Annotated in this window: 22 protein-coding genes; 5 read left to right on the top strand and 17 right to left on the bottom strand. The window is 72.5% G+C overall.

The window, feature by feature from the left end:
- Positions 1–15: 15 nt before the first annotated feature.
- The 12 genes from AB0I49_RS23055 to AB0I49_RS23000 all read right to left on the bottom strand — a co-directional run bounded on the left by AB0I49_RS23055 (position 16) and on the right by AB0I49_RS23000 (position 12,852).
- Positions 16–2,592 (bottom strand): RelA/SpoT family protein, encoded by a 2,577-nt coding sequence (locus AB0I49_RS23055; RefSeq protein ID WP_363228905.1) that lies wholly within the window; start codon positions 2,590–2,592, stop codon positions 16–18.
- 170 nt (positions 2,593–2,762) lie between these two features.
- Positions 2,763–3,311, bottom strand: a complete 549-nt coding sequence (locus AB0I49_RS23050) for an adenine phosphoribosyltransferase (protein ID WP_363228904.1) — start codon at positions 3,309–3,311, stop codon at positions 2,763–2,765.
- Complete coding sequence (gene secF / locus AB0I49_RS23045; protein ID WP_363228903.1) at positions 3,308–4,459, bottom strand: protein translocase subunit SecF; 1,152 nt, start codon at positions 4,457–4,459, stop codon at positions 3,308–3,310. The genes AB0I49_RS23050 and secF overlap by 4 nt, the downstream gene beginning before the upstream one ends.
- Position 4,460: 1 nt before the next feature.
- Positions 4,461–6,260: a protein translocase subunit SecD gene (secD, locus tag AB0I49_RS23040; protein WP_363228902.1), complete on the bottom strand. Its 1,800-nt coding sequence runs from the start codon at positions 6,258–6,260 to the stop codon at positions 4,461–4,463.
- A 151-nt stretch (positions 6,261–6,411) separates the two neighbouring features.
- Complete coding sequence (yajC, locus tag AB0I49_RS23035) at positions 6,412–6,912, bottom strand: preprotein translocase subunit YajC (protein WP_363228901.1); 501 nt, start codon at positions 6,910–6,912, stop codon at positions 6,412–6,414.
- A gap of 163 nt (positions 6,913–7,075) precedes the next feature.
- Positions 7,076–8,191, bottom strand: a complete 1,116-nt coding sequence (gene ruvB / locus AB0I49_RS23030; RefSeq protein WP_363228900.1) for a Holliday junction branch migration DNA helicase RuvB — start codon at positions 8,189–8,191, stop codon at positions 7,076–7,078.
- Between the two features lie 41 nt (positions 8,192–8,232).
- Positions 8,233–8,856, bottom strand: a complete 624-nt coding sequence (gene ruvA / locus AB0I49_RS23025) for a Holliday junction branch migration protein RuvA (RefSeq protein ID WP_363228899.1) — start codon at positions 8,854–8,856, stop codon at positions 8,233–8,235.
- Positions 8,853–9,404 (bottom strand): crossover junction endodeoxyribonuclease RuvC, encoded by a 552-nt coding sequence (gene ruvC / locus AB0I49_RS23020; protein WP_363228898.1) that lies wholly within the window; start codon positions 9,402–9,404, stop codon positions 8,853–8,855. The genes ruvA and ruvC overlap by 4 nt, the downstream gene beginning before the upstream one ends.
- A 219-nt stretch (positions 9,405–9,623) precedes the next feature.
- Positions 9,624–10,376 (bottom strand): YebC/PmpR family DNA-binding transcriptional regulator, encoded by a 753-nt coding sequence (locus AB0I49_RS23015; protein ID WP_363228896.1) that lies wholly within the window; start codon positions 10,374–10,376, stop codon positions 9,624–9,626.
- A 62-nt stretch (positions 10,377–10,438) separates the two neighbouring features.
- Positions 10,439–11,041 carry a pyridoxal 5'-phosphate synthase glutaminase subunit PdxT gene (gene pdxT, locus AB0I49_RS23010; protein ID WP_363228895.1) on the bottom strand — a complete coding sequence of 201 codons (603 nt, stop codon included), beginning with the start codon at positions 11,039–11,041 and terminating at the stop codon, positions 10,439–10,441.
- 190 nt (positions 11,042–11,231) lie between these two features.
- The gene (gene pdxS / locus AB0I49_RS23005; protein WP_363228894.1) at positions 11,232–12,137 is read right to left on the bottom strand and encodes a pyridoxal 5'-phosphate synthase lyase subunit PdxS; all 906 of its coding nucleotides are present in this window, start codon (positions 12,135–12,137) and stop codon (positions 11,232–11,234) included.
- A 166-nt stretch (positions 12,138–12,303) separates the two neighbouring features.
- On the bottom strand, positions 12,304–12,852 hold the full coding sequence (locus AB0I49_RS23000) for a hypothetical protein (RefSeq protein WP_363228893.1): 549 nt from the start codon (positions 12,850–12,852) through the stop codon (positions 12,304–12,306).
- Positions 12,853–13,057: 205 nt separating this feature from the next.
- Here AB0I49_RS23000 and AB0I49_RS22995 point away from each other — a divergent pair, with 205 nt between their 5' ends.
- A complete protein-coding gene (locus tag AB0I49_RS22995; protein WP_363228892.1) occupies positions 13,058–13,729 on the top strand; it encodes a VC0807 family protein in 672 nt (223 codons plus the stop codon).
- A 91-nt stretch (positions 13,730–13,820) separates the two neighbouring features.
- On the opposite strand, the gene AB0I49_RS22990 is transcribed toward AB0I49_RS22995, so the two are convergent.
- Genes AB0I49_RS22990 through pgsA form a run of 3 tightly spaced genes read right to left on the bottom strand, consistent with a single transcriptional unit; the run spans position 13,821 to position 16,596 of the window.
- Positions 13,821–14,981 carry a glycosyltransferase family 4 protein gene (locus AB0I49_RS22990; protein WP_363228891.1) on the bottom strand — a complete coding sequence of 387 codons (1,161 nt, stop codon included), beginning with the start codon at positions 14,979–14,981 and terminating at the stop codon, positions 13,821–13,823.
- Complete coding sequence (locus AB0I49_RS22985; RefSeq protein ID WP_363228890.1) at positions 14,978–15,949, bottom strand: phosphatidylinositol mannoside acyltransferase; 972 nt, start codon at positions 15,947–15,949, stop codon at positions 14,978–14,980. The genes AB0I49_RS22990 and AB0I49_RS22985 overlap by 4 nt, the downstream gene beginning before the upstream one ends.
- Positions 15,946–16,596: a phosphatidylinositol phosphate synthase gene (pgsA, locus tag AB0I49_RS22980; protein WP_363129790.1), complete on the bottom strand. Its 651-nt coding sequence runs from the start codon at positions 16,594–16,596 to the stop codon at positions 15,946–15,948. The genes AB0I49_RS22985 and pgsA overlap by 4 nt, the downstream gene beginning before the upstream one ends.
- A gap of 367 nt (positions 16,597–16,963) precedes the next feature.
- Between pgsA and AB0I49_RS22975 the strand changes: the two genes are divergently transcribed.
- The 4 genes from AB0I49_RS22975 (at position 16,964) to AB0I49_RS22960 (ending at position 23,074) form a co-directional block, all read left to right on the top strand.
- The gene (locus tag AB0I49_RS22975; RefSeq protein ID WP_363228889.1) at positions 16,964–18,178 is read left to right on the top strand and encodes a histidine kinase; all 1,215 of its coding nucleotides are present in this window, start codon (positions 16,964–16,966) and stop codon (positions 18,176–18,178) included.
- 41 nt (positions 18,179–18,219) lie between these two features.
- Positions 18,220–18,843, top strand: a complete 624-nt coding sequence (locus tag AB0I49_RS22970; RefSeq protein WP_363228938.1) for a response regulator transcription factor — start codon at positions 18,220–18,222, stop codon at positions 18,841–18,843.
- 198 nt (positions 18,844–19,041) lie between these two features.
- Positions 19,042–21,240, top strand: coding sequence for an elongation factor G-like protein EF-G2 (locus AB0I49_RS22965; RefSeq protein ID WP_363228937.1), 2,199 nt, complete (start codon positions 19,042–19,044; stop codon positions 21,238–21,240).
- Positions 21,241–21,424: 184 nt separating this feature from the next.
- Positions 21,425–23,074 (top strand): hypothetical protein, encoded by a 1,650-nt coding sequence (locus AB0I49_RS22960; protein ID WP_363228936.1) that lies wholly within the window; start codon positions 21,425–21,427, stop codon positions 23,072–23,074.
- A 28-nt stretch (positions 23,075–23,102) separates the two neighbouring features.
- On the opposite strand, the gene AB0I49_RS22955 is transcribed toward AB0I49_RS22960, so the two are convergent.
- A complete protein-coding gene (locus AB0I49_RS22955; RefSeq protein ID WP_363228888.1) occupies positions 23,103–24,296 on the bottom strand; it encodes a YncE family protein in 1,194 nt (397 codons plus the stop codon).
- Positions 24,293–25,093 carry a polysaccharide deacetylase family protein gene (locus AB0I49_RS22950; protein ID WP_363228887.1) on the bottom strand — a complete coding sequence of 267 codons (801 nt, stop codon included), beginning with the start codon at positions 25,091–25,093 and terminating at the stop codon, positions 24,293–24,295. The genes AB0I49_RS22955 and AB0I49_RS22950 overlap by 4 nt, the downstream gene beginning before the upstream one ends.
- Between the last annotated feature and the right edge of the window lie 19 nt (positions 25,094–25,112).

The following is a 25,112-nucleotide window of genomic DNA, read 5'->3' as shown; positions in this document are numbered from 1 at the left end:
GACGCCTCTACCCGCTCAGGGCCTGCGCGCCGAGGTCACGCGGTAGACGTCGTAGACGCCCTCCACCGTACGGACCGCCTTGAGCACATGGCCGAGGTGCTTGGGGTCGCCCATTTCGAAGGTGAAGCGCGAGGTGGCGACCCGGTCGCGGGAGGTCTGGACGGCGGCGGAGAGGATGTTGACGTGCTGGTCGGAGAGGACCCGCGTGACGTCCGAGAGGAGCCGGGACCGGTCGAGGGCCTCGACCTGGATGGCGACGAGGAAGACCGATGACTGGGTGGGCGCCCACTCGACCTCGATGATCCGCTCCGGCTGCTGCGAGAGCGAGTCCACGTTGACGCAGTCCGCGCGGTGCACCGAGATGCCGTTGCCGCGGGTGACGAAGCCGATGATGGGGTCGCCGGGCACGGGCGTACAGCAGCGCGCGAGCTTGACCCACACGTCGTCGACGCCCTTGACGACGACGCCGGGGTCGGCGCTGGAGCGCCGCTTGGAGCGGCCGCGGATCGGGGTGGACTCGACGATGTCCTCGTTGGCCGCCTCCTCGCCGCCGAGCGCCTGGACGAGCTTCTGCACGACGCCCTGCGCGGCGACGTGCCCCTCGCCGATGGCCGCGTAGAGGGAGGAGATGTCGGGGTAGCGCATCTCGTGGGCGAGGGTGACGAGCGAGTCGCCGGTCAGGATGCGCTGGATCGGCAGGTTCTGCTTGCGCATCGCCCGCGCTATCGCGTCCTTGCCCTGCTCGATCGCCTCCTCCCGGCGCTCCTTGGAGAACCAGGCGCGGATCTTGTTGCGGGCCCGCGGGGACTTGACGAAGCCGAGCCAGTCGCGGGACGGCGCGGCGCCGGCCGCCTTGGAGGTGAAGACCTCCACCAGATCGCCGTTGTCCAGGGTCGATTCGAGCGGTACGAGCCGTCCGTTGACGCGGGCGCCTATCGTGCGGTGGCCGACCTCGGTATGGACCGCGTACGCGAAGTCGACGGGGGTGGCGCCGGCCGGGAGCGCTATGACGTCGCCCTTGGGCGTGAAGACGAAGACCTCGTTGCGGGAGAGGTCGAAGCGCAGCGATTCGAGGAACTCGCCGGGGTCCTCGGTCTCCTTCTGCCAGTCGAGCAGCTGGCGCAGCCACGCCATGTCGTTGACGGTGTCCTGGCCCTTGCCCGCGTTCTTGGGCACGTCGGTGCGGACCTTGGAGGCGCCGGCGACTGCCTCCTGCTTGTACTTCCAGTGCGCGGCGATGCCGTACTCGGCGCGGCGGTGCATGTCGAACGTGCGGATCTGGAGTTCGACCGGCTTGCCGCTGGGCCCGATGACCGTCGTGTGCAGCGACTGGTACATGTTGAACTTGGGCATCGCGATGTAGTCCTTGAACCGCCCCGGCACCGGATTCCACCGGGCGTGCACGGTGCCGAGCGCCGCGTAGCAGTCGCGGACGGTGTCGACGAGGACGCGGATGCCCACCAGGTCGTAGATCTCGGCGAAGTCGCGGCCGCGCACGATCATCTTCTGGTAGACGCTGTAGTAGTGCTTGGGCCGTCCGGTGACGGTGGCCTTGATCCGGGCGGCGCGCAGGTCGGTCTGGACCTCGTCGGTGACGATCGCCAGATACTCGTCGCGCTTGGGGGCCCGCTCGGCGACGAGCCGCACGATCTCGTCGTACATCTTGGGGTAGAGGATCGCGAAGGCGAGGTCCTCCAGCTCCCATTTGATGGTGTTCATGCCCAGCCGGTGCGCCAGCGGGGCGTAGATCTCCAGGGTCTCGCGGGCCTTCTTCTCCTGCTTCTCCCGCTTGAGGTAGCGCATCGTGCGCATGTTGTGCAGCCGGTCGGCGAGCTTGATGACCAGGACGCGCGGGTCCTTGGCCATGGCGACGACCATCTTGCGCACGGTCTCGGCCTGGGCGGCCTCGCCGAACTTGACCTTGTCGAGCTTGGTGACGCCGTCGACGAGCAGGGCGACCTGATCGCCGAAGTCGCGGCGCAAGGTGTCGAGCCCGTACTCGGTGTCCTCGACGGTGTCGTGCAGCAGGCCCGCCATCAGGGTGGCCGGATCCATGCCCAGCTCGGCGAGGATCGTGGTGACGGCGAGCGGGTGGGTGATGTAGGGGTCGCCGCTCTTGCGCTTCTGGCCGCGATGCCAGCGCTCGGCGACCTGGTACGCCTTCTCGATCTGGCGCAGCGTCGAGGCGTCGGCCTTGGGGTCGTTGCCGCGGACGATGCGCAGCAGCGGTTCGAGGACCGGGTTGTACGGGCTGGAGCGCTGGACGCCCAGCCGGGCGAGGCGGGCCCGGACCCGGTTGGAGGAGCCGGAGCGGGCGGTGGGGCCGGGGGCCGGGCGGGCGGAGGTCGCGCCGGGGGCGGGGCGGTCCGCCGGGGCCGTGGGCACGGCTTCGGCCGCCGTCTTCGGGGCGGTCGTCGGCAGGGGCTGCGGTGCGGGCGCGGGCCCGGCCTTCGCCTCGGGCTCGCCCGCGGGCTCCGCCGTGGCCTGGGCCGTGGCGTCGTCGCGGTTCCGGGGCGTGTTCGCGGCCGCCGCGGCCTCGGGCTTGGGCTGCTGCGGCTGCGCGGCGGTGAGCGGCTGGGCCTCGTCTGGCAAGAGCACTCTCCTCATGCGGGTCCGGCCCCCCGGTCAGGTCCGGACTGCCATGGTAACGATCCCGGCCACCGCGCTCTCCCGCAGGCGGCCGGCCTGTGGATAACGGAAGGCGGGCACCGGGATCTTCCCGGTGCCCGCCTCCGTTTCGCGCGGTGGGGCCGCGTCGCTGATCAGACCGTGATCAGGGTCTCCAGCGGGGCGCCCGCCAGAGCCTCCTCCAGCCGCCCGCGGCCGGCCAGGAAACCCAGTTCCAGCAGTACGGCCACCCCCGCGACCTCCGCGCCCGTTCGGCGGATGAGCTGGACGGACGCCTCGGCGGTGCCGCCGGTGGCCAGGACGTCGTCGATGACCAGGACCCGCTCCCCCGGCTTCAGCGCGTCGGCGTGTATCTCGATCTCGGCGCTGCCGTACTCCAGGTCGTACGTCTGGGCGAGCGTCGCTCCGGGGAGCTTGCCGGCCTTGCGTACGGGCACGAAGCCGAGCCCCGCGCGGACGGCGACCGGGGCCGCCAGGATGAAGCCGCGCGCCTCCAGGCCGACGACCTTGTCCGCGCCGTAGCGCTCGCAGAGCTCGACGAGCGCGTCGGTGAGCGCGCCGAACGCCTTGGCGTCGGCGAGCAGCGGGGTGATGTCCTTGAACACCACGCCAGGCTTCGGGTAGTCCAGTACGTCCGCGATGCGGCTGAGCAGCAGGGAGCGCAGTCCCTCGGCGCCGTTCACCGGCGCTTGCCCGACGGACGGCCGCGACCGCGGTTGCGGGCGGCGGGCTGGCGGCGCGGGCCGACGACGCCGGCCGCGGCCGTGTCGTCGCCCTCACCGTCGTCGGGATCGTCCTCGGCGTCGTCGGCCGCGTCATCGGCGTCCCGCTCGTCCGTCCCCGCGCCCGATTCGGCCTTGGCGGCGGCCGAGGCGCGCTTCGCGCGCACCCGCTTGGCCAGGGCCTTCATCTGCGGGTCGCGTTCCTTGAGGTCGGCGACGAGCGGGGTGGCGATGAAGATCGAGGAGTACGCGCCGGCGGCGAGGCCGACGAACAGGGCGAGCGAGATGTCGTTGAGCATGCCCGCGCCGAGGAAGCCGCCGCCGATGAAGAGCAGGGCGGCGACCGGCAGCAGCGCCACGACCGTGGTGTTGATGGAGCGCACCAGGGTGCCGTTGAGGCTGCGGTTGGCGATCTCGCTGTAGGTGTGGCGGCTCTGCTTGGTGATGCCCCGGGCGCTCTCCTTGAGCCCGTCGAAGACGACGACGGTGTCGTAGAGGGAGTAACCGAGAATCGTCAGCAGACCGATCACGGTGCCCGGCGTGACCTCGAACCCGACGAGCGCATAGACGCCGACGGTGATGGAGAGGTCGTGGACCAGCGCGATCAGGGCGGCGATGGCCATCCGCCACTCGAAGGCGATGGCGAGGTAGATCACCACCAGGACCATGAAGATCCCCAGGCCCATCCACGCCTTGTTGGCGATCTGGTCGCCCCAGCTCGGGCCGATGATGTCCGTGTTGATCTTGTCGGTCGGGACGTCCAGCTTCTTGGCGAGCGCCTCCTGCGTCTGGCGGGAGTCGCTCGTGCTGAGCTCGCTGACCTGGATGCGCAGGGACTTGTTGCCGAGCTTCTGGACGATCGCGGTGTGGCCGGACGCCTCCTTGGCGGTCTCCTCGGCCTGTTCGGCCGAGACGGAGGTCGTCGGGGTGGTGAAGACGGCTCCGCCGGAGAAGTCGATGCCCATGTTCAGGCCGCGCACCGCCAGGCCCACGATGGCCGTGATGGTGATGAGGATCGAGATGCCGTACCAGATCTTCCGCTTGGCCACGAAGTCATAGCCGACCTCGCCGCGGTAGAGCCGGGCGCCGATGCTGCCGAGTTTCGACATCTCACGCCTCCTTGGGGTCGACGGGGGCGGAGGAGCGACGGCGGGCGGCCCGCAGCGGCGGTTTCACTCCGAGGCGCTTGGGGTCCAGCCCCGACCACGGATGCCCGCCGGCGAAGAACTTGCGCCGGGCCAGGAGTGTCATCAGCGGCTTCGTGAAGAGGAAGACCACCACGACGTCGAGGAGCGTGGTCAGGCCGAGCGTGAACGCGAAGCCCTGCACCTTGCCGACGGTCACGATGAAGAGCACCGCGGCGGCGAGGAAGGACACGAAGTCGGAGACCAGGATGGTGCGCCGGGCGCGCGGCCAGCCGCGCTCGACCGCCGGGCGCAGGGACCGGCCGTCGCGGATCTCGTCCCGGATGCGTTCGAAGTACACGATGAAGGAGTCGGCGGTGATGCCGATCGCCACGATGGCGCCGCAGACGGCCGGCAGGTTCAGCGCGAAGCCGATGGCCGGGCCGAGCAGAGTCATGATCGTGTAGGTGAGGACCGCGGAGACCGCGAGGCTGGCCAGGGCGACGAGCGCGAGACCGCGGTAGTAGGCCACCAGGTAGATGATCACCAGCACGAGGCCGATGGCGCCCGCGAGCAGACCGGCGTGCAACTGCTCGCCGCCGAGCGCCGCGGTCACGGTGGTCTCGGTGACGACGTCGAAGGAGAGCGGCAGCGCGCCGAAGGACAGCACGTTGGCGAGGTCCTGGGCGCTCTGCTGGGTGAAGCTGCCGGAGATCTCGGCCTCGCCGCCCGCGATGGACTGGCTGACCGACGGGTCGGAGACGACCTCGCCGTCGAGGACGATCGCGAACTGGTTCTGCGGCGGCTGCTGGCCCGCCAGCTTGCCGGTGACGGCCGCGAACTTCTTGGAGCCGCCGGAGGTGAACTTCAGCTGGACGATCCAGCCCTGGCCGCGCTGGCTGTCGAAGACGGCGGAGGCGCCGTTGACGTCGGTGCCCTCGACGGCGACCGGGCCCAGGATCTCCTTGGCGGTGCCGTCCTTCTTGCACGCGACGACGGTGTCCTTGGGGGCGGCGCCCGCGGCCTTCTCGCGCGCCTTGGCCATGCCCTCCTTGGTGGTGCAGTCCAGTTCGGCGAGCTGCTTCTGGAGGGCGGCGGCGTCCGGGGAGCCGGACGGCGTCTCGGACGGCTTCGGGTCCTTGCCGTCCTTGCCCTTGCCCGTGGCCTTGGGGTCGGGGGTCGAGTCGGCCTTCAGGGCGTCGGTGACGGCCCGGCCCTGCGGCTTGGACGTCGGGGTGCCGGTGGGCGTGGCGCTGCCGGACGGGTTCGCCTTGTCGCCGCCCTTGTCCTTGTCACCCTTTCCGTCCTTGTCACCCTTGTCGCCCTTGCCCTTCGCGCTGGGGGAAGGGCTGGTGGACGGCTGGGGGGACTTGTCGACGGGCGTGGTGCTCAGCACCGGGCGGAAGCCGAGCTGGGCGGTGGTGCCGACCTGCTGGCGGGCCTGTTTCGCGTTCGTCCCCTTGGGGATGTTCACGATGATGTGATTGGCGCCCTGCGTCTGGACCTCGGCCTCGGTGACGCCCAGACCATTGACACGCCGGTTGATGATGCCCACGGCGGTGTTCATATTGGTCGTGTTGATGGCGTTGGGCTTGCCCGGCTGGTTCTTGGCCTCCAGCGTGAAGCTCGTACCACCGGCGAGGTCGATGCCCAACCGCGGCGTGGTGTTCCCGGAGGCGAACATCCCGCCCACGAGCGCCACCATGGCGATCAGGATCAGGGCGAGAATCCGCCCCGGCCTGCCCTGGCCGCCCGGGGACCTACGGCCCTTCTTCGGTGCTGCCACCTTGTCGTATCTCCCTGTCCAACCGCCCGGCGTCGGGTGTGCGCCGGGCGGCCACGAAGTGTTGTGGGGACGTGCCCCCGCCGGAGCCTAGACCGTCAGGGAACCGCGGCGCACCGCTCAATGGGCGCTCCGCGGTTCGTCGTACGGGGCCTTACTTCGCGTCGGTGTCGCCGTCGCGCTTGCCGTCCTTCTTGGCGTCCTCGGCCTTGGCGTCACTCGTCTGCTCGGGCTTCGCGTCCGCGGCCGAGGCGCCGGCCTCGTCCGTCGTGCCCTTGCCGAGGTCGATCTTCTTCTCCTCGGCCGGCTCGATGTCCTCGGTCAGCGAGGAGGCGTCGTCCGGTACGACCGGGGCCTCGGCGGCGTCGGGCTCGATCCCGTGCACGATGCGGTTGTACTCCGCGTCCTCGAGGACGGCGCCGATGGCGTTCTTCGCGTAGATCGCGTGCACGCCGGGGGCGACCTCAAGGCTGACCGCGTCGTCGTGGACCTCCTTGACGGTGGCGTACATGCCCCCGATCGTGCGCACGCCGGAGCCTGGCTGCATCTGGTTCCGCATCGTGGCGGCCTGGCGCTGCTTGTTCTTCGCCGACCGGGTCATCAGGAACATGGCCCCGATGAGCACGATGAACGGGAGGAGAGTCACGAGATTCACGGGACGGGTTTCCTTCACACGACCGCCGGGGAGCGGCCTGGACTACGGGGGGTGGTATGCCGCACCGAGACGGACGGCATCGGCGGAGTCTAAGCGAGTCCGCACCTATGGAACAACGCCCAGCATGGCACCGGGGTTCCTGAGCCGACCAGTCCCCGCGCCGTCAGCCGTCGAAGAGGCCGCCCTGTCCCGGCTGCCCGGCGCCGCCCGCGCCCTGCCGCGGCGGCAGCAGCCCGAGGTGCGCCCAGGCGGCGGGGGTCGCGACCCGGCCGCGGGGCGTACGGGCCAGCAGCCCCTCCCTGACCAGGAACGGTTCGGCGACCTCCTCGACCGTCTCGCGCTCCTCCCCCACCGCCACGGCGAGGGTCGAGAGCCCGACCGGTCCGCCGGAGAACAGCTTGAGGAGGGCGGTGAGCACGGCGCGGTCGAGCCGGTCCAGGCCGCGGGCGTCCACCTCGTACACATCGAGGGCCTGCGAGGCGATCCCGGCGGTGATCAGTCCGTCCGCCTTGACCTGCGCGTAGTCCCGGACGCGGCGCAGCAGCCGGTTGGCGATGCGGGGCGTGCCGCGGGAGCGGCCGGCGATCTCGGCGGCCCCGTCCCGCTCGATCTCGACGTCGAGGAGGCGGGCCGAGCGGTGTATGACGCGCTCCAGCTCGGCGGGCGCGTAGAACTCCATGTGGCCGGTGAAGCCGAAGCGGTCGCGGAGCGGCGGCGGCAGGAGCCCGGCGCGGGTGGTGGCGCCGACCAGGGTGAAGGGCGGCAGTTCGAGGGGGATGGCGGTGGCGCCGGGGCCCTTGCCGACGATGACGTCGACCCGGAAGTCCTCCATGGCCATGTACAGCATCTCCTCGGCGGGCCGCGACATGCGGTGGATCTCGTCGAGGAAGAGGACCTCCCCCTCGGCGAGGGAGGAGAGGATCGCGGCGAGGTCGCCGGCGTGCTGGATGGCGGGGCCGGAGGTGATCCGGATGGGGGCGCCCATCTCGGCGGCGATGATCATCGAGAGGGTGGTCTTGCCGAGGCCGGGGGCGCCGGAGAGCAGGACGTGGTCGGCGGTGGCGCCGCGCTGCCGGGCCGCGCGCAGCACCAGGTCGAGCTGTTCGCGGACGCGCTCCTGTCCGACGAACTCGTCGAGGTCCTTGGGGCGCAGGGCGGCCTCGACGGCCTGGTCGTCGCCGTCGGCTCCGGCGGCGGCGTCCACCAGCCGCCCGCCGGGCCCCGCGGAGGGCTCCAGGTCGGCGTCGGCTGCTGCCGCTGCGGGCTCGTCCCAGTTCATGGTCGGTCTCTCGGGTAGGCGGTGGCGTGCGGGTACGGCCGTCAGCGGGCCCGGTTGAGGGTCTGCAGCGCGGCGCGCAGCAGCTGCGGTACGGCCGGCCGGCCGCCCTCGGCCATGGCCGCCTCCGCCTGCGGGGCGACGGCCACGACCGCCTCGTCGGCCTCCCGCGTGGCGTAGCCGAGGCCGATCAGGGCGGCGGTCAGCTGCTCGCGCCAGCCGGGGCCGGCGGCGCTGCCGACGCCCGCGCCCGCGCCGGGCCCGACCGGGTCGCCGAGGCGGTCCTTCAGTTCGAGCAGCAGCCGCTGGGCGCCCTTCTTCCCGATGCCGGGCACGGCGGTCAGGGCCTTCTCGTCGCCGCCGGCGACGGCGCGCCGCAGGGCGTCGGGGGCGTGCACGGCGAGCATGGCCTGGGCGAGGCGCGGGCCGACGCCGCTGGCGGTCTGGAGGAGCTCGAAGACCTGGCGCTCGTCGTCGTCGGCGAAGCCGTAGAGGGTCAGCGAGTCCTCGCGGACGACGAGGGAGGTGGCGAGCTTGGCGGGCTGGCCGACGCGCAGCGCGGCGAGCGTGCCGGGGGTGCACTGGAGCGCCATGCCGACGCCGCCGACCTCGACGACTGCGGTGTCCGGGGCGAGGGCCGCGACCCGGCCGGAGACGAAGGCGATCATCGGGTGCCTTTCGGGAGACGTGCGGGGGCGAGGGTGCGGCGGTGGGTGGCGACGGCTTGCTGGAGGCGGTTGGTCGCCGGGGCGCGCCAGATGTGGCAGATGGCGAGGGCCAGGGCGTCGGCGGCGTCCGCCGGCTTCGGCGGCGCGTCCAGCCGCAGCAGCCGGGTGACCATGGCGCCGACCTGGGCCTTGTCGGCCCGCCCGGAGCCGGTGACGGCGGCCTTGACCTCGCTCGGGGTGTGCAGCGCGACGGGCAGTCCGCGGCGGGCGGCGCAGAGCATGGCGACGGCGCTGGCCTGGGCGGTGCCCATGACCGTGCTGACGTTGTGCTGGCTGAAGACGCGCTCCACGGCGACGCATTCGGGCCGGTGCTCCTCCAGCCACTCCTCTATGCCGCGCTCGATGAGGACGAGCCGCTCGGCGACGGGGGCGTCGGCGGCCGTCCGGACGACTCCGACCCCGGCCATCCGCAGGGGGCGGCCCGCCACGCCGTCCACCACGCCGATACCGCACCGGGTCAGCCCCGGGTCCACGCCGAGTACGCGCACCGTGCCCCCCTTCCTTGACCGACCGGCCGACTGTTCACGCAGGTTACCGGCTGCCACTGACAACGGCCGGGCACGGGCACGCCCGCGGCCCCGACCGGAGGTGACGCCGCGTCGGATCCGGCCGCCCTCCCGGCCGGAGGCCGGGGCGCCGACATGACGAACGGGCCGACGGATACTTCCCGTCGACCCGCCCGTACCCGCCGGTACTCGGTCAGCGGCTCAGGCGTCCACCTTGGCCATGACGTCGTCGGAGACGTCGAAGTTGGCGAAGACGTTCTGCACGTCGTCGCTGTCCTCCAGCGCGTCGATCAGCTTGAAGATCTTGCGCGCGCCCTCCTCCTCCAGCTCCACCTGCATGGTGGGGACGAAGTTGGCGTCGGCCGAGTCGTAGTCGATGCCGGCCTCCTGGAGGGCGGTGCGGACCGCGACCAGGTCGGTGGCCTCGCTGAGCACCTCGAAGGAGTCGCCGAGGTCGTTGACCTCCTCGGCGCCCGCGTCCAGGACCGCGCCGAGCACGTCGTCCTCGGTCAGCTCGGCCTTGGGGACGATGACGACGCCCTTGCGGTTGAAGAGGTACGACACCGAGCCGGGGTCGGCCATCGAGCCGCCGTTGCGGGTCATCGCCACGCGGACGTCCGAGGCGGCGCGGTTGCGGTTGTCGGTGAGGCACTCGATGAGCACCGCGACGCCGTTGGGGCCGTACCCCTCGTACATGATCGTCTCGTAGTCGGCGCCGCCGGCCTCGAGACCGGCGCCGCGCTTGACCGCGGAGTCGATGTTCTTGTTCGGCACCGAGCTCTTCTTCGCCTTCTGGATGGCGTCGAAAAGGGTCGGGTTACCGTCGACATCGGCGCCGCCCGTCCGGGCCGCGACCTCGATGTTCTTGATCAGCTTCGCGAAGAGTTTGCCGCGCTTGGCATCGATCACGGCCTTCTTGTGCTTCGTCGTAGCCCATTTAGAGTGGCCGGACATCCGCGTGTCTCCTTCGCGTAACCAATTCTTGAATGAACGCCTGAGATCCTACCGGGGTGAGCTCACAGCGTGGCGCGCACCATGTCGACGAAGAGCGCGTGCACCCGGTGATCGCCAGTGAGTTCGGGGTGGAAGGACGTGGCCAGCACGGGCCCCTGCCGGACGGCGACCGTGTGGCCGTCGTGGACGGCCAGCACCTCGACGCCGGCGCCCGTGGACTCGACCCAGGGCGCGCGGATGAAGACGCCCTCGACCGGCCCGCCGGCCACCCCGGCGACCTCGACGGCCGCCTCGAACGACTCGTTCTGCCGGCCGAACGCGTTGCGGCGCACGATCATGTCGATCCCGCCGAGCGTCTCCTGGTCCTCCCGGCCGTCGAGCAGCTTCTCGGCGACCATGATCATGCCGGCGCAGGACCCGTATACGGGCATCCCGGCCCGTATCCGCGCGCGCAGCGGTTCGAGCATCCCGAAGGCGACGGCGAGCTTGGAGATGGTGGTGGACTCGCCGCCGGGGATCACGAGGCCGTCGGCCTCGGCCAGTTCCTGCGGGCGGCGGACCGGGCGGGCGGCGGCGCCGGCCTCGGCGAGGGCGGCGAGGTGCTCGCGGACGTCGCCCTGGAGGGCGAGCACCCCGATCACGGGGGCGGGCGCGGGGTGGGGCACGGGATGGGACCTCTCAGCGTGTCGCTCGGCGTGTTGACGCCCGGTGGACGGCCCGGACCGTACGGGGCGCGGGGCCCGGACCGTTGGTACGGTCGCGGGTCGCGGGGCACAGGTCACGAGGGCCGCGGGCCCGGACCGTACGGCCGCGGGGCGGCCCTGGTCGCGCGGGCCGCCCACCGGTCGGCGCGGACTACCAGCCGCGGTTGGCGTACCGCTCGGACTCGGGGAGGGTGTCGCAGTTGATGCCGACCATGGCCTCGCCGAGGTTGCGGGACGCGTCCGCGATGATCTTCGGGTCGTCGTAGAAGGTGGTGGCCTTCACGATCGCCGCGGCGCGCTTGGCCGGGTCGCCCGACTTGAAGATCCCGGAGCCCACGAAGACCCCCTCGGCGCCGAGCTGGCGCATCAGCGCCGCGTCGGCCGGGGTGGCGACGCCGCCCGCGGAGAACAGCACGACCGGCAGCTTGCCCAGCTCGGCGACCTCCTTGACCAGCTCATACGGGGCGCGCAGCTCCTTGGCCGCGGCGAACAGCTCATGCGAGTCGAGGGCGCGCAGCCGGCCGATCTCGCCCTTGATCTGCCGCATGTGGCGGACGGCCTCGACCACGTTGCCGGTGCCGGCCTCGCCCTTGGAGCGGATCATGGCCGCGCCCTCGGCGATCCGCCGCAGCGCCTCGCCGAGGTTGGTGGCGCCGCAGACGAAGGGGGTGGTGAACGCCCACTTGTCGCTGTGGTTGACCTCGTCGGCCGGGGTGAGCACCTCGGACTCGTCGATGTAGTCGACGCCGAGCGACTGGAGGACCTGCGCCTCGACGAGGTGGCCGATGCGGGACTTGGCCATGACGGGGATGGAGACGGCCGAGATGATGCCGTCGATCATGTCCGGGTCGGACATCCGGGCCACGCCGCCGTCCTTGCGGATGTCGGCCGGGACCCGCTCCAGGGCCATGACCGCGACGGCGCCCGCGTCCTCGGCGATCTTGGCTTCCTCGGGCGTGACCACATCCATGATCACGCCGCCCTTCAGCTGCTCGGCCATGCCGCGCTTGACGCGCGCAGTACCGGTCTCGGGGCTTCCCACAGGGGTGGTGGACACGTGATGACCTCGCTATCAAGGGCTGAGACGCTGCGGGAACCACCGAACCTCATGCGTACGACCTGCGGAAAGAGCCAATCCGAGGCCGGTGGCTCGTACGGGCGCCGCACGCCGGCGGCGACCGCGCGTGCTCAGCGGCCGTACGGGCATCCGTTCCCCGCCGGCGTCAGTGGCCCGTGTGCGTGTGCTCGGCCAGCGCGGGCGGCGGCTCGTCGTCCATCTCGAAGGCCAGCGGGAACGGCGCGTGCCCGGCCAGCCGGAACCACCGCACCACCCGGTGCTCGCGCACCGCCCGCGCCGCCCGCACCGAGTCGTTGTGGAAGCGCCGCGCCATCGGCGCCCGGCGTACGGCCTCCATCAGCTCCCGCACCGATTCCTCGCCCCCCGGCGCCTCCCGCACCGCCTCGACCTGCGCGGGTTCGGCGAACACCGCGCGCAGCGCCTGGCTGAGCTCGCTCTCGGCGACCTCCCGGTGCTCCTCCTCGGCCTGCCGGGCGGCGTGCGCCGCCTGGTAGAGCACGATGGACGCCGCCGGGTCCAGGACCCCCGAGGTGCCGAGCTCCTGCGCCACCGACGCGCGCCGCAGGAGCTGCGCGTCGAGCGCGGCCTTCGCCGCGTCGATACGGCTGTGCAGCCGGTCCAGGCGGCCGGCGGTCCAGCTCAGGTAGACGCCGATGACGACCAGGGCCGCCGCGATCCAGATGAAAGTGGTCACGCCGGGTCACAGTACCGGCCGCTCCGGTCCACCCCCCGGTGGAGAGGCGGGTGGAGGCGCAAGGGAGCACAGGGGTGGAGAGGCGCCGCCGAGGACCGACCCTGGCTCCGATCCGCGCGGCCGCCCCGCTCCCTAGCGTGTCGGGAAAGGACAACGGACCTACCGGACCGGCCCGACCAGCCGGTCCGCCACCAAGGGGGCTCCCATGGACCGGCAGACACGGCGCACGCTGGCCGCCTCGATCGCCGTCAACATCGTCTTCCCGCTCGGCGCCTACTACCTGCTCCGCGCCCAGGGCGCCGCGCAGTGGCTGGCGTTGCTGCTCAGCGGCGCGGCCCCGGCGGTGCGCGCCGCGTACACGCTGGCGGTCCGCCGCCGCGCCGACGGCTTCGACCTGTTCGTCGTCAGCATGCTCGCCCTCTCCGCGGGCACCTCGCTGATCAGCGGCGAACCGCGGGTCATGCTGCTCAAGAACGTGGCGCTGTCGCTCGGGCTGGCCGTATGGATCCTGGGCACGCTGTACGCGCCGCGGCCGTTCGTCTTCCAGTTCTCGCGCCGGTGGCACGGCGAGGCCGCCAGGGCGGAGCGCGACCGGCTGTGGGCGGAGTCGGCCGAATTCCGGCGCGCCCTGCGGCGGGTGACGATGCTCTGGGGCGGCGCCCAGCTCGTCGACGCGGCCCTCAGCACGCTCACCGCGCTGACGCTGCCGGTGGACGCCGTGCCGGCGATCGAAAAGGTGCAGAGTTACGGGCTGCTCGGTCTGCTGGCGGCCGCGACCCTGCTCTACGGGCGCCGATTCCGCGCCCGCCACGGCGTCTCCCTGATCGGCTATCGCCGGGGCGCCGCCGCGCCGGAACCGGCCGTGAGCGGCGCCTGAGGAGTCAGCGGGTACGGTACGGCCCGGCCGCCGACGGACACCCGCGGCCGGGCCGTCGGCCGCGCCCGTGCCCCGAAAGGCCGTCAGGCCGTCAGTCCCGCGCCAGCCCGAACCGCGCCCGCAGGCCCGCCCGTTCGTCCGCCGCCACCGAGGCCGCGCCCGCCGTGACCATCTCGTACACGGCGAGGATCTCCGCGCCGACCGTCGACCAGTCGAAGCGGCGTACGTGCCGGCTGCCGTGTTCGCTCAGTTCGGCGCGCCGCCCGGGGTCGCCGAGCAGCCGGACGGCCGCGGCGGCGAGCGCGTCGGCGTCCTCGTTGGCGAAGATCTCGCCCGCCGTGCCCTGATCGAGGACCTGGACGAACGCGTCGAGGTCGCTGGCGAGCACCGGCGCGCCCGCCGACATCGCCTCGACCAGGATGATCCCGAAGGACTCGCCGCCGGTGTTGGGGGCGACGTACACGTCGACGCTGCGCAGCAGCCGCGCCTTGTCCTCGTCGCTGACCATGCCGAGGAACTCGACGCGCCCGCGCATCTCCTCGGGCAGGGTCGCCACCGCCTCCTCCTCGTCGCCGCGCCCGGCGACCAGCAGCCTGGCCTCGGGGCGCTCCGCGAGGATCGCGGGCAGCGCGCGCATCAGGACCGGCAGCCCCTTGCGCGGCTCGTCGATGCGGCCGATGAAGCCGATGGTGGAGCCCTGCCACTCCGCCTTGGGCTCGGCGTCGGCGAAGAAGCCGACGTCCACGCCGTTGGGGATGACGACCGCGTCCCCGCCGAGGTGCTCGACCAGGGTCCGGCGCGCGTACTCGCTCACCGCGATGCGCGCGCTGATCTTCTCCAGCGCGGGCTGGAGGATCGGATACGCGGCGATCATGAAGCGGGAGCGCGGGTTGGAGGTGTGGAAGGTCGCCACGATCGGGCCCTGCGCCGCCCAGCAGGCGAGCAGGCCGACGGACGGCGTGCCGGGCTCATGGATGTGGATCACGTCGAAGGCCCCGTCGTGCAGCCACCGGCGCACGCGCGCGGCCGACAGGAAGCCGAAATTGAGCCGCGCGACCGAACCGTTGTAGGGCACCGGTACGGCACGTCCGGCGGAGACCACATACGGCGGCAGCGGTGTTTCGTCGTCCGCCGGGGCCAGTACGGACACCTCGTGGCCCAGCCGGATCAGATGCTCGGCGAGGTCGCGGATGTGGAACTGGACGCCGCCGGGGACGTCCCACGAGTACGGGCAGACGATCCCGATCCTCAAGGCTTCTCCGTTCCGGAGCTGTCATCGGAGTGGGGCTCAGGTCTGGGGCCGGCGCCGGACCGGGGCCCGGCCCCGTCCGCCCGCGGTTCGAGGTCGGCGAGCCACAGGCGCTGGAGCATGTGCCAGTCCTCCGGGTGCTCGGCGATGCCCGAGGCGAACGCGTCGGCCAGCTGCTGGGTCATGGCGGCGGCCTGCTCGGCGCGGGTCCCGGTCTCCGGAACCTCGACCTCCGGATGCACCCGGCCGCGCATGACCGGTGTCCCGTCGTACCAGAGCGTGACCGGCAACAGCAGGGCGCCGGTCTGCCGCGCCAGCATGGCAGGGCCCGCGGGCATCCGCGCGGTCTCGCCGAAGAACTTCACCTCGACGCCGGAGGCCGACAGGTCCCGGTCGGCCACCAGGCAGACCAGGCCGCCCGCGCGCAGCCGCCGGGCGAGCGTGCCGAAGGCGCTGCCGCCGGTGTGCGGCAGGACCTCCATGCCCAGTCCCTCGCGGTAGGCGACGAACCGGTCGTACAGCGACTCGGGCTTGAGCCGCTCGGCGACCGTGGTGAACGGCACGCCCAGCTTCGTGGTGACCCAGGCCCCCGCGAGGTCCCAGTTGCCCAGGTGCGGCAGCGCGAGTATCACGCCCCGGCCGCTGGCCAGGCCGTTCTCCAGGTGGTGCACGTCCTGCGGGTCGAAGCCGCTCCGGATGCGGTCCTCGCTCCAGGCCGGCAGCCGGAAGGACTCCATCCAGTAGCGCAGGTACGAGCGCATGCCCGCCCTCGACAGCTCGGCGAGGCGCGCCGGGGTGGCGTCGGGGACGACGCGCGCCAGGTTCGACTCCAGGCGCAGCACGCTCTTGCCGCGCCGCTTCCAGGCGGTGTCGGCGATCTGCTGTCCGAGCCGTGCGGCGACGGGTTCGGGCAGCTTCTTCACGGTGCTCCAGCCGAGCCCGTACAGTGCGTCGGTCAGCTGGTCCTTCATGCGGTCCCGCTCCCCTGCGCGTCCGCCTCGGCGGCCTCGCGGCGCACGGTCACCACCCGCTGCACCAGCGTGACGAGGCTGCCGGCGGCCACGGCCCACAGGGCGATCGGCAGCAGCACCTGGATGCCGGGCACGCCGAACTTGTGCAGCCCGGAGAAGCCGCAGGCCACCAGCGAGATGACCAGCCGCTCGGCGCGCTCGACGAGCCCGTTGACGTTCACCGGCAGGCCGATCGCCTCGCCGCGCGCCTTGGTGTACGAGACCACCTGGCCGCTGGCGAGGCAGAAGATCGTCACCGCGCAGAGGGTGAGGCTGTCGCCGCCGCCCGCGTACCAGAGCGCGAGGCCGCCGAAGATCGCGGCGTCGGCGACCCGGTCCAGCGTGGAGTCGAGGAACGCGCCCCAGCGGCTGGAGCGGCCGAGCTGGCGCGCCATGTTGCCGTCGACCAGGTCCGAGAAGACGAACAGGGTGATGACGACGGTGCCCCAGAAGAACTCGCCCTGGGGGTAGAAGACCAGCGCGCCCGCCATGACACCGCCGGTCCCGATGAGGGTCACCGCGTCGGGGCTGACACCGAGCCGGATGAGCAGAGCGGCGAACGGCGTGAGAACACGCGTGAAGAAAGCACGCGCGTACTTGTTCAGCATGGCCTTCCCGGAGGTCGAATCGGGCCGGATGGCCAAGGGGCCACCGGCTGGCCCATCGTAGTCACGCGGCGCGCGCACACCGCGAACGCATCGCGTCCGGCGACCATGGCGCTCGTCACGCCCCGTACGCGCCCGCCGCACCGGCCCCGCCGCGGCCCGTACGGACCGCCGCCGCCCCCGCGCTCGCGCCGTCGCCCCCGCCGCGGCCCATACGGACCGCCGCCGCCCCGCGCTCCCGTCGTCGCCCCGGCCCCGGCCCGTACGCGCCCGCCGCCGCCGAAGACCGGCCGAGCGGTCGAGTGCCCCGAGCCCGTATCGGCCGATCGGCCGACCCCGCGGCCCGCACCCGCTCCGTAGCCTGGGAGCCGTGGAAGATCGCGCACCGCTCCCCCGTCTCCGCGCCCAGCACCTGGCCGTCTGCGCGCTGTACGCGGCCCTCGTCCTGCTGTGGGTCGCCGACCTGGCCTCCGCCACGGCCGGCCACCCGGGCGCAGGCCCGCGGGCCTGGCTGCTCCCCGTGGTCGGGCCGCTGATCGCCGCGCTGGTGCTGCTGCCCGCGGCCCGCCCGCGCCGTCTGACCTGGCGGACCGCCGCCGCGGTCGGCCTCTCCTGGCTGCTGACCGGCTTCCTGCTCATGCCCGGCGAGCGCATCGTGGACGGCGCGTGGGGGCTCCTGGAGACCGCCTGCCTGCTGCTGGCCCTCACGCGCGTCGCGCGGAGGGAGGGGCCGCCGGGCACGACTGCCGTGCTGAGCGCGGCCCTGGGCCTCGCGGTCATCGTGGTGCCGCTGCGCATGGCCGAGCTGAACCTGATGGTCGCCTTCTCCTTCCTCCTCACCTTCTTCGTCGGCGCCGCCGTCGGGCTCGGCAGCTATCTGCGCGTACTCGACGGCCGCCGGGTCCGCGCGATCTCCGCCGTGCGCGACGGCGAGCGGCGCGAACTCGCCCGCGATCTGCACGACTTCGTCGCCCACCACGTCACCGGGATCGTCATCCAGGCGCAGGCCGCCCGTACCGTCCGGGAGACCGCGCCCGAGCAGGTGGATCCGCTGCTGGAGAGCATCGAGCGGGCGGGGACGGAGACGCTGGACTCGATGCGACGGCTGGTGCGCGTGCTGCGCGAGGAGGAGGGCGAACCCCTGCGGCCGGGCGACACGCTCAATGAACTCCCGTCCCTCGTGGCCGAGTTCACCCGCAACGGCGGCCCGCCGGTCGCCCTGGAGGTCACCGACGCGGCGCGGCGGGCCCGGCTGGGACCCGAGGTGGAGACGTCCGTGCAGCGCGTGGTGCGGGAGGCGCTGACCAATGTGCGCCGCCACGCGCCCGCCGCCGCCACGGCCGACGTCCGTATCGACGCGGACCGGGAGCGGCTGACCGTCCAGATCCGCAACGCCCCCTCCGCCGAACGGCGGTTCACGCCGCTCGGCGGGCGCGGCGGCTTCGGGCTGCTCGGACTGCGGGAGCGGGTGGAGGCCGTCGAGGGCGAGCTGCGGGCCGAGCCGACGGCGGACGGCGGCTGGCTGGTCGCCGCCGCCTTCCCCGCGCCGGCCGGTGCGGGGCCCATGGCAGGATCTCCCGGGTGAGCAGCTCCACGACGACCGTACTCATCGCCGACGACCAGGAGATGGTCCGTACCGGCTTCCGGCTGATCCTCGACGCGCAGCCCGGCATCACGGTGATCGGCGAGGCCGCGGACGGCGCCGAGTGCGTCGAGGCCGCCCGCCGGCTGCGCCCCGACGTCTGCCTGGTGGACGTGCGGATGCCGAGACTCGACGGCCTGGAGGTGACCCGCGTGCTCGCGGGCCCGGACGCCGCCGATCCGCTGCGGGTGGTCATCGTCACCACCTTCGACCAGGACGACTACCTCTACACCGCGATGCGGCACGGGGCGTGCGGCTTCCTCCTCAAGGACGCGGGGCCGGGGCTGCTCGTCGAGGCGGTACGGGCGGCGGCGCGCGGCGACGCGCTGGTCTCCCCGGCCGTGACCGTACGGCTGCTGGCGCGCCTCGGCGAGCAGCGGCGGAAGCCGGCCGCGCAGGCGGGACCCGCGCCGCTCACCGGGCGGGAGTCGGAGGTGGTGCGGCTGGTCGCGGTCGGGCGGACCAACCAGGAGATCTGCCAGGAGCTGTTCCTGTCCCTGTCCACGGTCAAGACGCATCTGGCGAGCGTCCAGACGAAGCTCGGGGTGCGCAACCGCGTCGAGATCGCGGCCTGGGCCTGGGACACGGGCGCGGTCAGCTCGCGCTGACAGGCCGAGAGAGCCGAAAGAGCTGAAAGGCCGCAAGGCTGAAAGAGCCGAAGGCCCGTCTCCCGAAGGTCCATTTCCGGCCGATGAGTCGATCTTCGTCCGGCCGGTCCCGTTACGGCCGCGTGTGCGATGTATGGACGCACCATGGCCCCGGTGGAAAGCTCGACCTACCGCAGTGTCGACCGGGAGGCGAGACACATGGGCGACAAGACGAGTACGCACCCAGGGGCCGCCGGCAGGGCAGTGACGGCCGACCAACCCAGCTCCGTACGGAATGTGGTGCTGGTCGGCCACAGCGGGTCCGGGAAGACGACCCTGGTGGAGGCCCTCGCGCTGGCGACCGGCGCGGTGAACCGGGCCGGACGGGTCGAGGACGGCGGCTGTGCCTCCGACTACGACGAGATCGAGCACCGCCAGCAGCGCTCGGTGCAGCTGTCGCTGCTCCCCGTGGAGTGGGGCGGCATAAAGATCAACCTGTTGGACACCCCCGGCTACGCCGATTTCGTCGGGGAGTTGAGGGCCGGTCTGCGGGCAGCGGACGCGGCCCTCTTCATCGTTTCGGCGGCCGACGGCGTGGACGGCGCTACCCGCATGGTGTGGGACGAGTGCGCCGCGGTGAGCATGCCGCGCGCCCTGGTCATCACCCATCTCGAAGCCGCGCGCGCCGACTTCGAGGAGATGACGGCGGTCTGCCGGCGGGCCCTCGGCGGCGACTCCCCCGACTCCGTGCTGCCCCTGTACCTGCCGCTGCGCGGCGCCGAGGGCGCCGACGGCCACGCGGCCGTCACGGGTCTCGTCGGGCTGCTCTCCCAGCGGGTCTTCGACTACTCCACGGGCGTGCGGACCGAGACCGCGCCGGACGCGGAGCAGCTGCCGCTGATCCAGGAGGCGCGCGACCGGCTCATCGAGGGGATCATCGCCGAGAGCGAGGACGAGACCCTCATGGACCGCTATCTCAGCGGCGCGGAGCTCGACGCCAAGACGCTCGTCGAGGATCTCGAACGGGCCGTGGCGCGCGGCAGGTTCCACCCCGTCCTGGCCGCGGCCCCCGCCGCCGAGGGCGCCCGGCAGGGCCTGGGCACCGTGGAGCTGCTGGAGCTGATCACCGGCGGGTTCCCCACCCCGCTGGAGCGCGAGGCGCCCGCCGTCACTCATCCCGGCGGCGCCCGGCGGGCCCCGCTGGTCTGCGATCCGGCGGGCCCGCTGGCCGCGGAGGTCGTCAAGACCTCCTCCGACCCGTACGTCGGCCGGATCTCCCTGGTCCGGGTGTTCTCGGGGACGCTGCGCCCGGACGAGACCGTGCACGTCTCGGGCCACGGCCTCCAGGACCGCGGCCATGAGGACCACGATGTCGACGAGCGGGTCGGCGCCCTGTCCTCGCCGTTCGGGAAGGTGCAGCGCTCGGTCCCGGAGGCCATCGCGGGCGACCTGGCCTGTGTGGCGAAGCTGAGCCGCGCGGAGACCGGCGACACGCTCTCCGCCAAGGACGCGCCGCTCCTCATGGAGCCGTGGGTGATGCCGGACCCGCTGCTGCCGGTCGCCATCGAGGCGCACAGCAAGGCCGACGAGGACAAGCTCTCGCAGGGGCTCGGCCGCCTCGTCGCCGAGGACCCCACGATGCGGCTGGAACAGAACCCCGACACCCATCAGGTGGTCCTGTGGTGCCTGGGCGAGGCCCATATGGACGTGGCCCTGGAGCGGCTGCGCACCCGGTACGGCGTGCAGGTCGACACGGTGCCGCACAAGGTCTCGCTGCGCGAGACGTTCGGCGGGAAGGCCGCGGGGCGCGGGCGGCATGTGAAGCAGTCGGGCGGCCACGGCCAGTACGCGATCTGCGAGATCGAGGTGGAGCCGCTGCCGCCCGGCTCCGGCATCGACTTCGTCGACAAGGTGGTGGGCGGCGCCGTGCCCCGGCAGTTCATCCCCTCCGTGGAGAAGGGCGTGCGCGCCCAGGCCGCGCGTGGCATCGCCGCCGGGTATCCCCTCGTCGACGTGCGGGTCACCCTGCTCGACGGCAAGGCGCACTCGGTGGACTCCTCGGACGCGGCCTTCCAGACCGCGGGCGCGCTCGCGCTGCGCGAGGCCGCGGCCGACGCCCGTATCCATCTGCTGGAGCCGGTCGCCGAGGTCCAGGTGCTGGTCTCGGACGAATACGTCGGGGCGGTGATGAGCGACCTCTCCGGGCGGCGCGGCCGGGTGGTGGGCACCGAGCAGTCGGGGGCGGAGCGCACGCTCGTACGGGCCGAGATCCCGGAGATCGAGATCGGCCGGTACGCGGTGGACCTGCGGTCGCTGTCGCACGGCACCGGGCGGTTCAGCCGTTCGTACGCGCGTCACGAGCCGATGCCGGCGCAGCTCTCCGACCGCATCCGGGAACAGGCCGAGAACGGTCGATAGTTCGCAAGCCGCCCGCCGCAACTCGCTTGCGGCGGGCGGGTTCCCGACCCGCTTCCCGATCTCCGGCGACATGGGGTGGACAGCGCCGATACGCTGGATCGGCAGCTCACAAGGTGTGGCGTGAGCGGGAGTCGGGAACAGACCGCATCACCAGGTGTGCGCGGCGTTGGGGGCGGTAGTGACAATAGGGGACGCGTTCGACTTCAGTCCGGGAGCGCAGGTTCCGCTTTCGGGCGCGGCCGGACAGACGGCGGCGACGCAGGCGATCGCCTCCGCGGCGTACCGGGACGGCCCGATGGACGAGCTGCTCAAGGCCAACTCGGACACGGCCACCTCGGAGGTGCAGAAGCCCCGGTTCGCGCTGCTCGAACCCAACCTGGGCGAGGCGTTCTCCCGGGCCGTGCAGAAGCGCATGATCGACGCCGGGCGCAAGCCGCTCATCCAGTCCTTCGGCATCGAGCCGCAGACCGTCGTCGAGCACTGCCTGGCCGCGCTGCGCATCCGCAAGCAGCGCGACACCCAGCTGACCGTGATCATGGTCGTCTTCGGGGTGCTCTTCCTGCCCGGCGTGCTGCTGTGGCTCGGCGCCTTCCAGCTCCGCCGGCTGATCGCCGGCGCCCAGAACAAGCGGGCCGGCTTCCTCGGCACGGCGCTGCTCCTCGCCCTCGGCATCCTCGGCGTGATCTTCATGATCCGGCTGCCGTTCGACGGGTTCTGGGGCGTCTACCTGCGCGCGATGCTCGTCGCGCCGCTCATCGGCGGCTACTGGGCGAAGATCGTCTGCGAGCGCACCGCGAAGGACCTCCGCGACCGCTGGACCGGCCTCCTCGCGGGCGGCGGAGTGGGCGCGAAGATCCCCGAGGCGGTGCCGAAGAACCCCGGCGAGAGCGCGGCCGAGCGGCTGCGCCAGAGCCTGGCCCACCTCAGCGCGGAGCAGCGCAGCAACGTCGTCTACTACGCCGGGCCCAAGGGCATACTCGGCATGGGCACCCGCTGGGGCAGCTGGCAGCTGGCCGAGGACCTGATCCCGAGCGACCCGGACAAGGAGATCCACCCCTTCCGCAGCTGGGACGTGGTGCGGGCGGTGCACGACCAGCTCCAGCTCCTGGAGCGCAGCCCGCTGCACACCGGCGGCTTCACCCCGCCGTTCGTGGAGCACTGGGTGGTCTCCCCCATCGGGGAGGGCGCCTCGGAGGTCTCGCGCCCCGGCGGCGGCGAGAAGGGCTCGTACGAAATACGCGGCTCGGAGCTCCAGAAGATCTGCAACGAGCAGCAGTTCGGCAGCGGCAACCGCCACTACCTGGGCGTGCAGTTCGTGCTCTGGGACGGCCAGCTGGTGATCACCCTGCTGATCACGGTCACGGTGCTGCACAAGACCCTGCGCATCGAGATCACCGGGCACGCGCTGGGCCCCGTGCACCCGATGTTCTCGAACAAGCCGAAGGCCCGCACGAAGGAGATCAAGGGGCTGAAGTTCTGGGCGCCGACCCAGAAGACCCTGCCGATCGTGCACGCCCGCGAGATCGCCCGGCTGACCGCGCGCGCCCCCCTGACCTGGTACCCGCCGCTGCTGGAGTACTGGGGCGGCAAGCTCAAGCTGCCCGAGCCCTTCGGCCTGCGGCACGCCTGGGCGGACAAGCCCTGGCGGCACCGGTTCATGGCGGACGACGCGATGCGCGCGGCCACGCCCGTACTGCGGGTGGTGCACGAGGCCGCGCTGCGCGTGCTGGAGGAGAACGGCGTGGACGTCACGAAGTTCGGCAACCGCGCGGCGTTCCTCAGCGGCGCGATCCAGGACCCGTCGCCGCGCAAGGCGGACGACTACGCGGGCTGACGGGCCTCCTCGCGCGTCCCTCACATCGTCAGCGGAAGATCCCCGTGTGCCCGAGCGAGTAGCGGCCGGGCTGCGGGTAGACCGCCAGTCCGTGCGGGCCGCTGCCGACGGGGATACGGGCGAGCTGCCGGCCGCTGCCGGTGTCGATCGCGTAGACCTCGGCGTCGTACCGGCCGGAGAGCCAGAGCACCTTGCCGTCCGCGGAGACCCCGCCCATGTCGGGGCTGCCGCCGTCCGGCAGCTTCCACTTCTTCACCAGTTTGCGGCTGGGGAGGTCCAGGACCGAGATCGTGCCCTCGCCGCGGTTGGAGATGTACATCGACTTCGAGTCGCGGGAGACGTAGAGGCCGTGCGCGCCCTTGCCGGTGCGCATCAGGCGCGGCTCGGTGAATTCGTCGCCGTCCAGGACCCACACCCCGTCGGCCGTCATGTCGGCCACGTACCAGGTCCTGCCGTCCGAGGAGATCTTCACGTCCTGCGGCATCGCGCCCTTGAACGGCAGTTTCTGCTTGCCGGTCACCTTCATGGCCGCGGTGTCGACCTTCAGCAGCTCGCCGGAGAACTCGCAGGAGACGATGAAGTACCGCCCGTCGGGTGAGAAGTCGGCGTGGTTGACGCCCTGGCAGCTGACCGGGACGGTCTTCTTCACCGCCATGGTGTGCGGGTCGCGGAAGACCAGTTCGCGGTCCATGGAGGCCATCACGACGGCGTACTTGCCGTCCGGCGTGAAGTAGAGGTTGTACGGGTCGTGCACGTCGACGGGCTTGCCGGTCTTCCCGGTGGCGGGGTTCAGGGGCGTGAGCGAGTGCCCGAGGTCGTTGTTGACCCACAGCGTCTTCAGGTCCCAGGACGGCACGACGTGCTGCGGCTGCCGCCCCACCGGGATCGTCCTGACGACCTTGTACGTCTTCGGGTCGATGACGCTGACCGTGTCGGAGTTGGTGTTCGGCACGTACACGCGGGAGGGGAAGTCCTTCACCACCGGGGAGAGGGCGTTCGGCCGGTCCGCCGCGTAGAGGTCGTGCGGGTCCAGCAGCGGCGGCATGCCCGGCAGCCCGTCGTCGGGGGTGTGGGAGGAGGCGTGCGGCCGCGGGGTGCGGTCGGCGGCCTCGTTCCGGTGGCCGCCGCCCCCGCAGCCCGTCGCGAGCAGGACGCCGGCGACGGCGAGCAGGGCGGTGCGGCGGACGGTGCGAGGAGTGGGCCCGGTCATGAGGGCAGTCATGAGGTCAGCAGCTCCGTAGTGGTCACGGCGCGCAGTCCGCGCCGGTGCAGGCCGTCGAGGATGCCGGGCAGCGCGGTGAGCGTGCCGGCGTGCCCGAAGTGCAGGGACACCACCGAGCCGGGCCGCACGGCGGCCAGGACGGTCCGGCGCACGGCCTCGCCGCCCGGGTCGGTGAAATCGAGGGAGTCCACGTCGTACGAGAGGACGTGCGGGTAGCCGGCCCTGGCGGCCAGCCGGGTGACGCGCTCGGTGGCGTACTGCGTACGGGACGGCCGGAACCAGCGGCCGATGGAACCGGTGAGCCGCCGCAGCCGGTCGGCGCACTCGGTGATCTCCGCGTACGCGGCGGCACCGGACATCGTGGAGATGTCGAGGTGGCGCATCGTGTGGTTGCCCAGCTCGTGGCCGCCGTCGAGCACCCGGCGGGCCATCCGCGGCGCCTCGTCGAGCCAGGCGCCGACGGCCAGCACGGTCAGCCGGGCCCCGGCCCGCTCGGCCTCGGCGAGCAAGGCGGTCGCGAGCTTCGGGTCGCCGCGGCCGTGGAAGGTGAGGGCCACCGCGGTGCCGCCGCGCGGCCCGTGCGCGATCTGCGCCGGGAGCCCCGCGGGCAGCGCGCGCGGCGCCGCCGGCCTCGCCGGTACGGGCGTGGTCGCCGCGTCCCAGGCGGCCGACGGCGCGTGCCGGGCGTCGGCCGCGGTGCGGTGGTGCGCGCAGCCCGGCAGCAGCGCCGCGGCGGCCCCGGCGGCTGTGGTCCCCGCGGCGGCGCGCAGCACCCCGCGGCGGTGGAGGAAGGTCACCGAACCATCAGAACGCCTT

It is taken from the genome of Streptomyces sp. NPDC050617 (genome assembly GCF_040654795.1).
Taxonomy (GTDB): Bacteria; Actinomycetota; Actinomycetes; order Streptomycetales; family Streptomycetaceae; genus Streptomyces.
The sequence above is the reverse complement of the archived record's forward strand: the minus strand, read 5'-3'. Positions and strand labels throughout refer to the sequence as shown.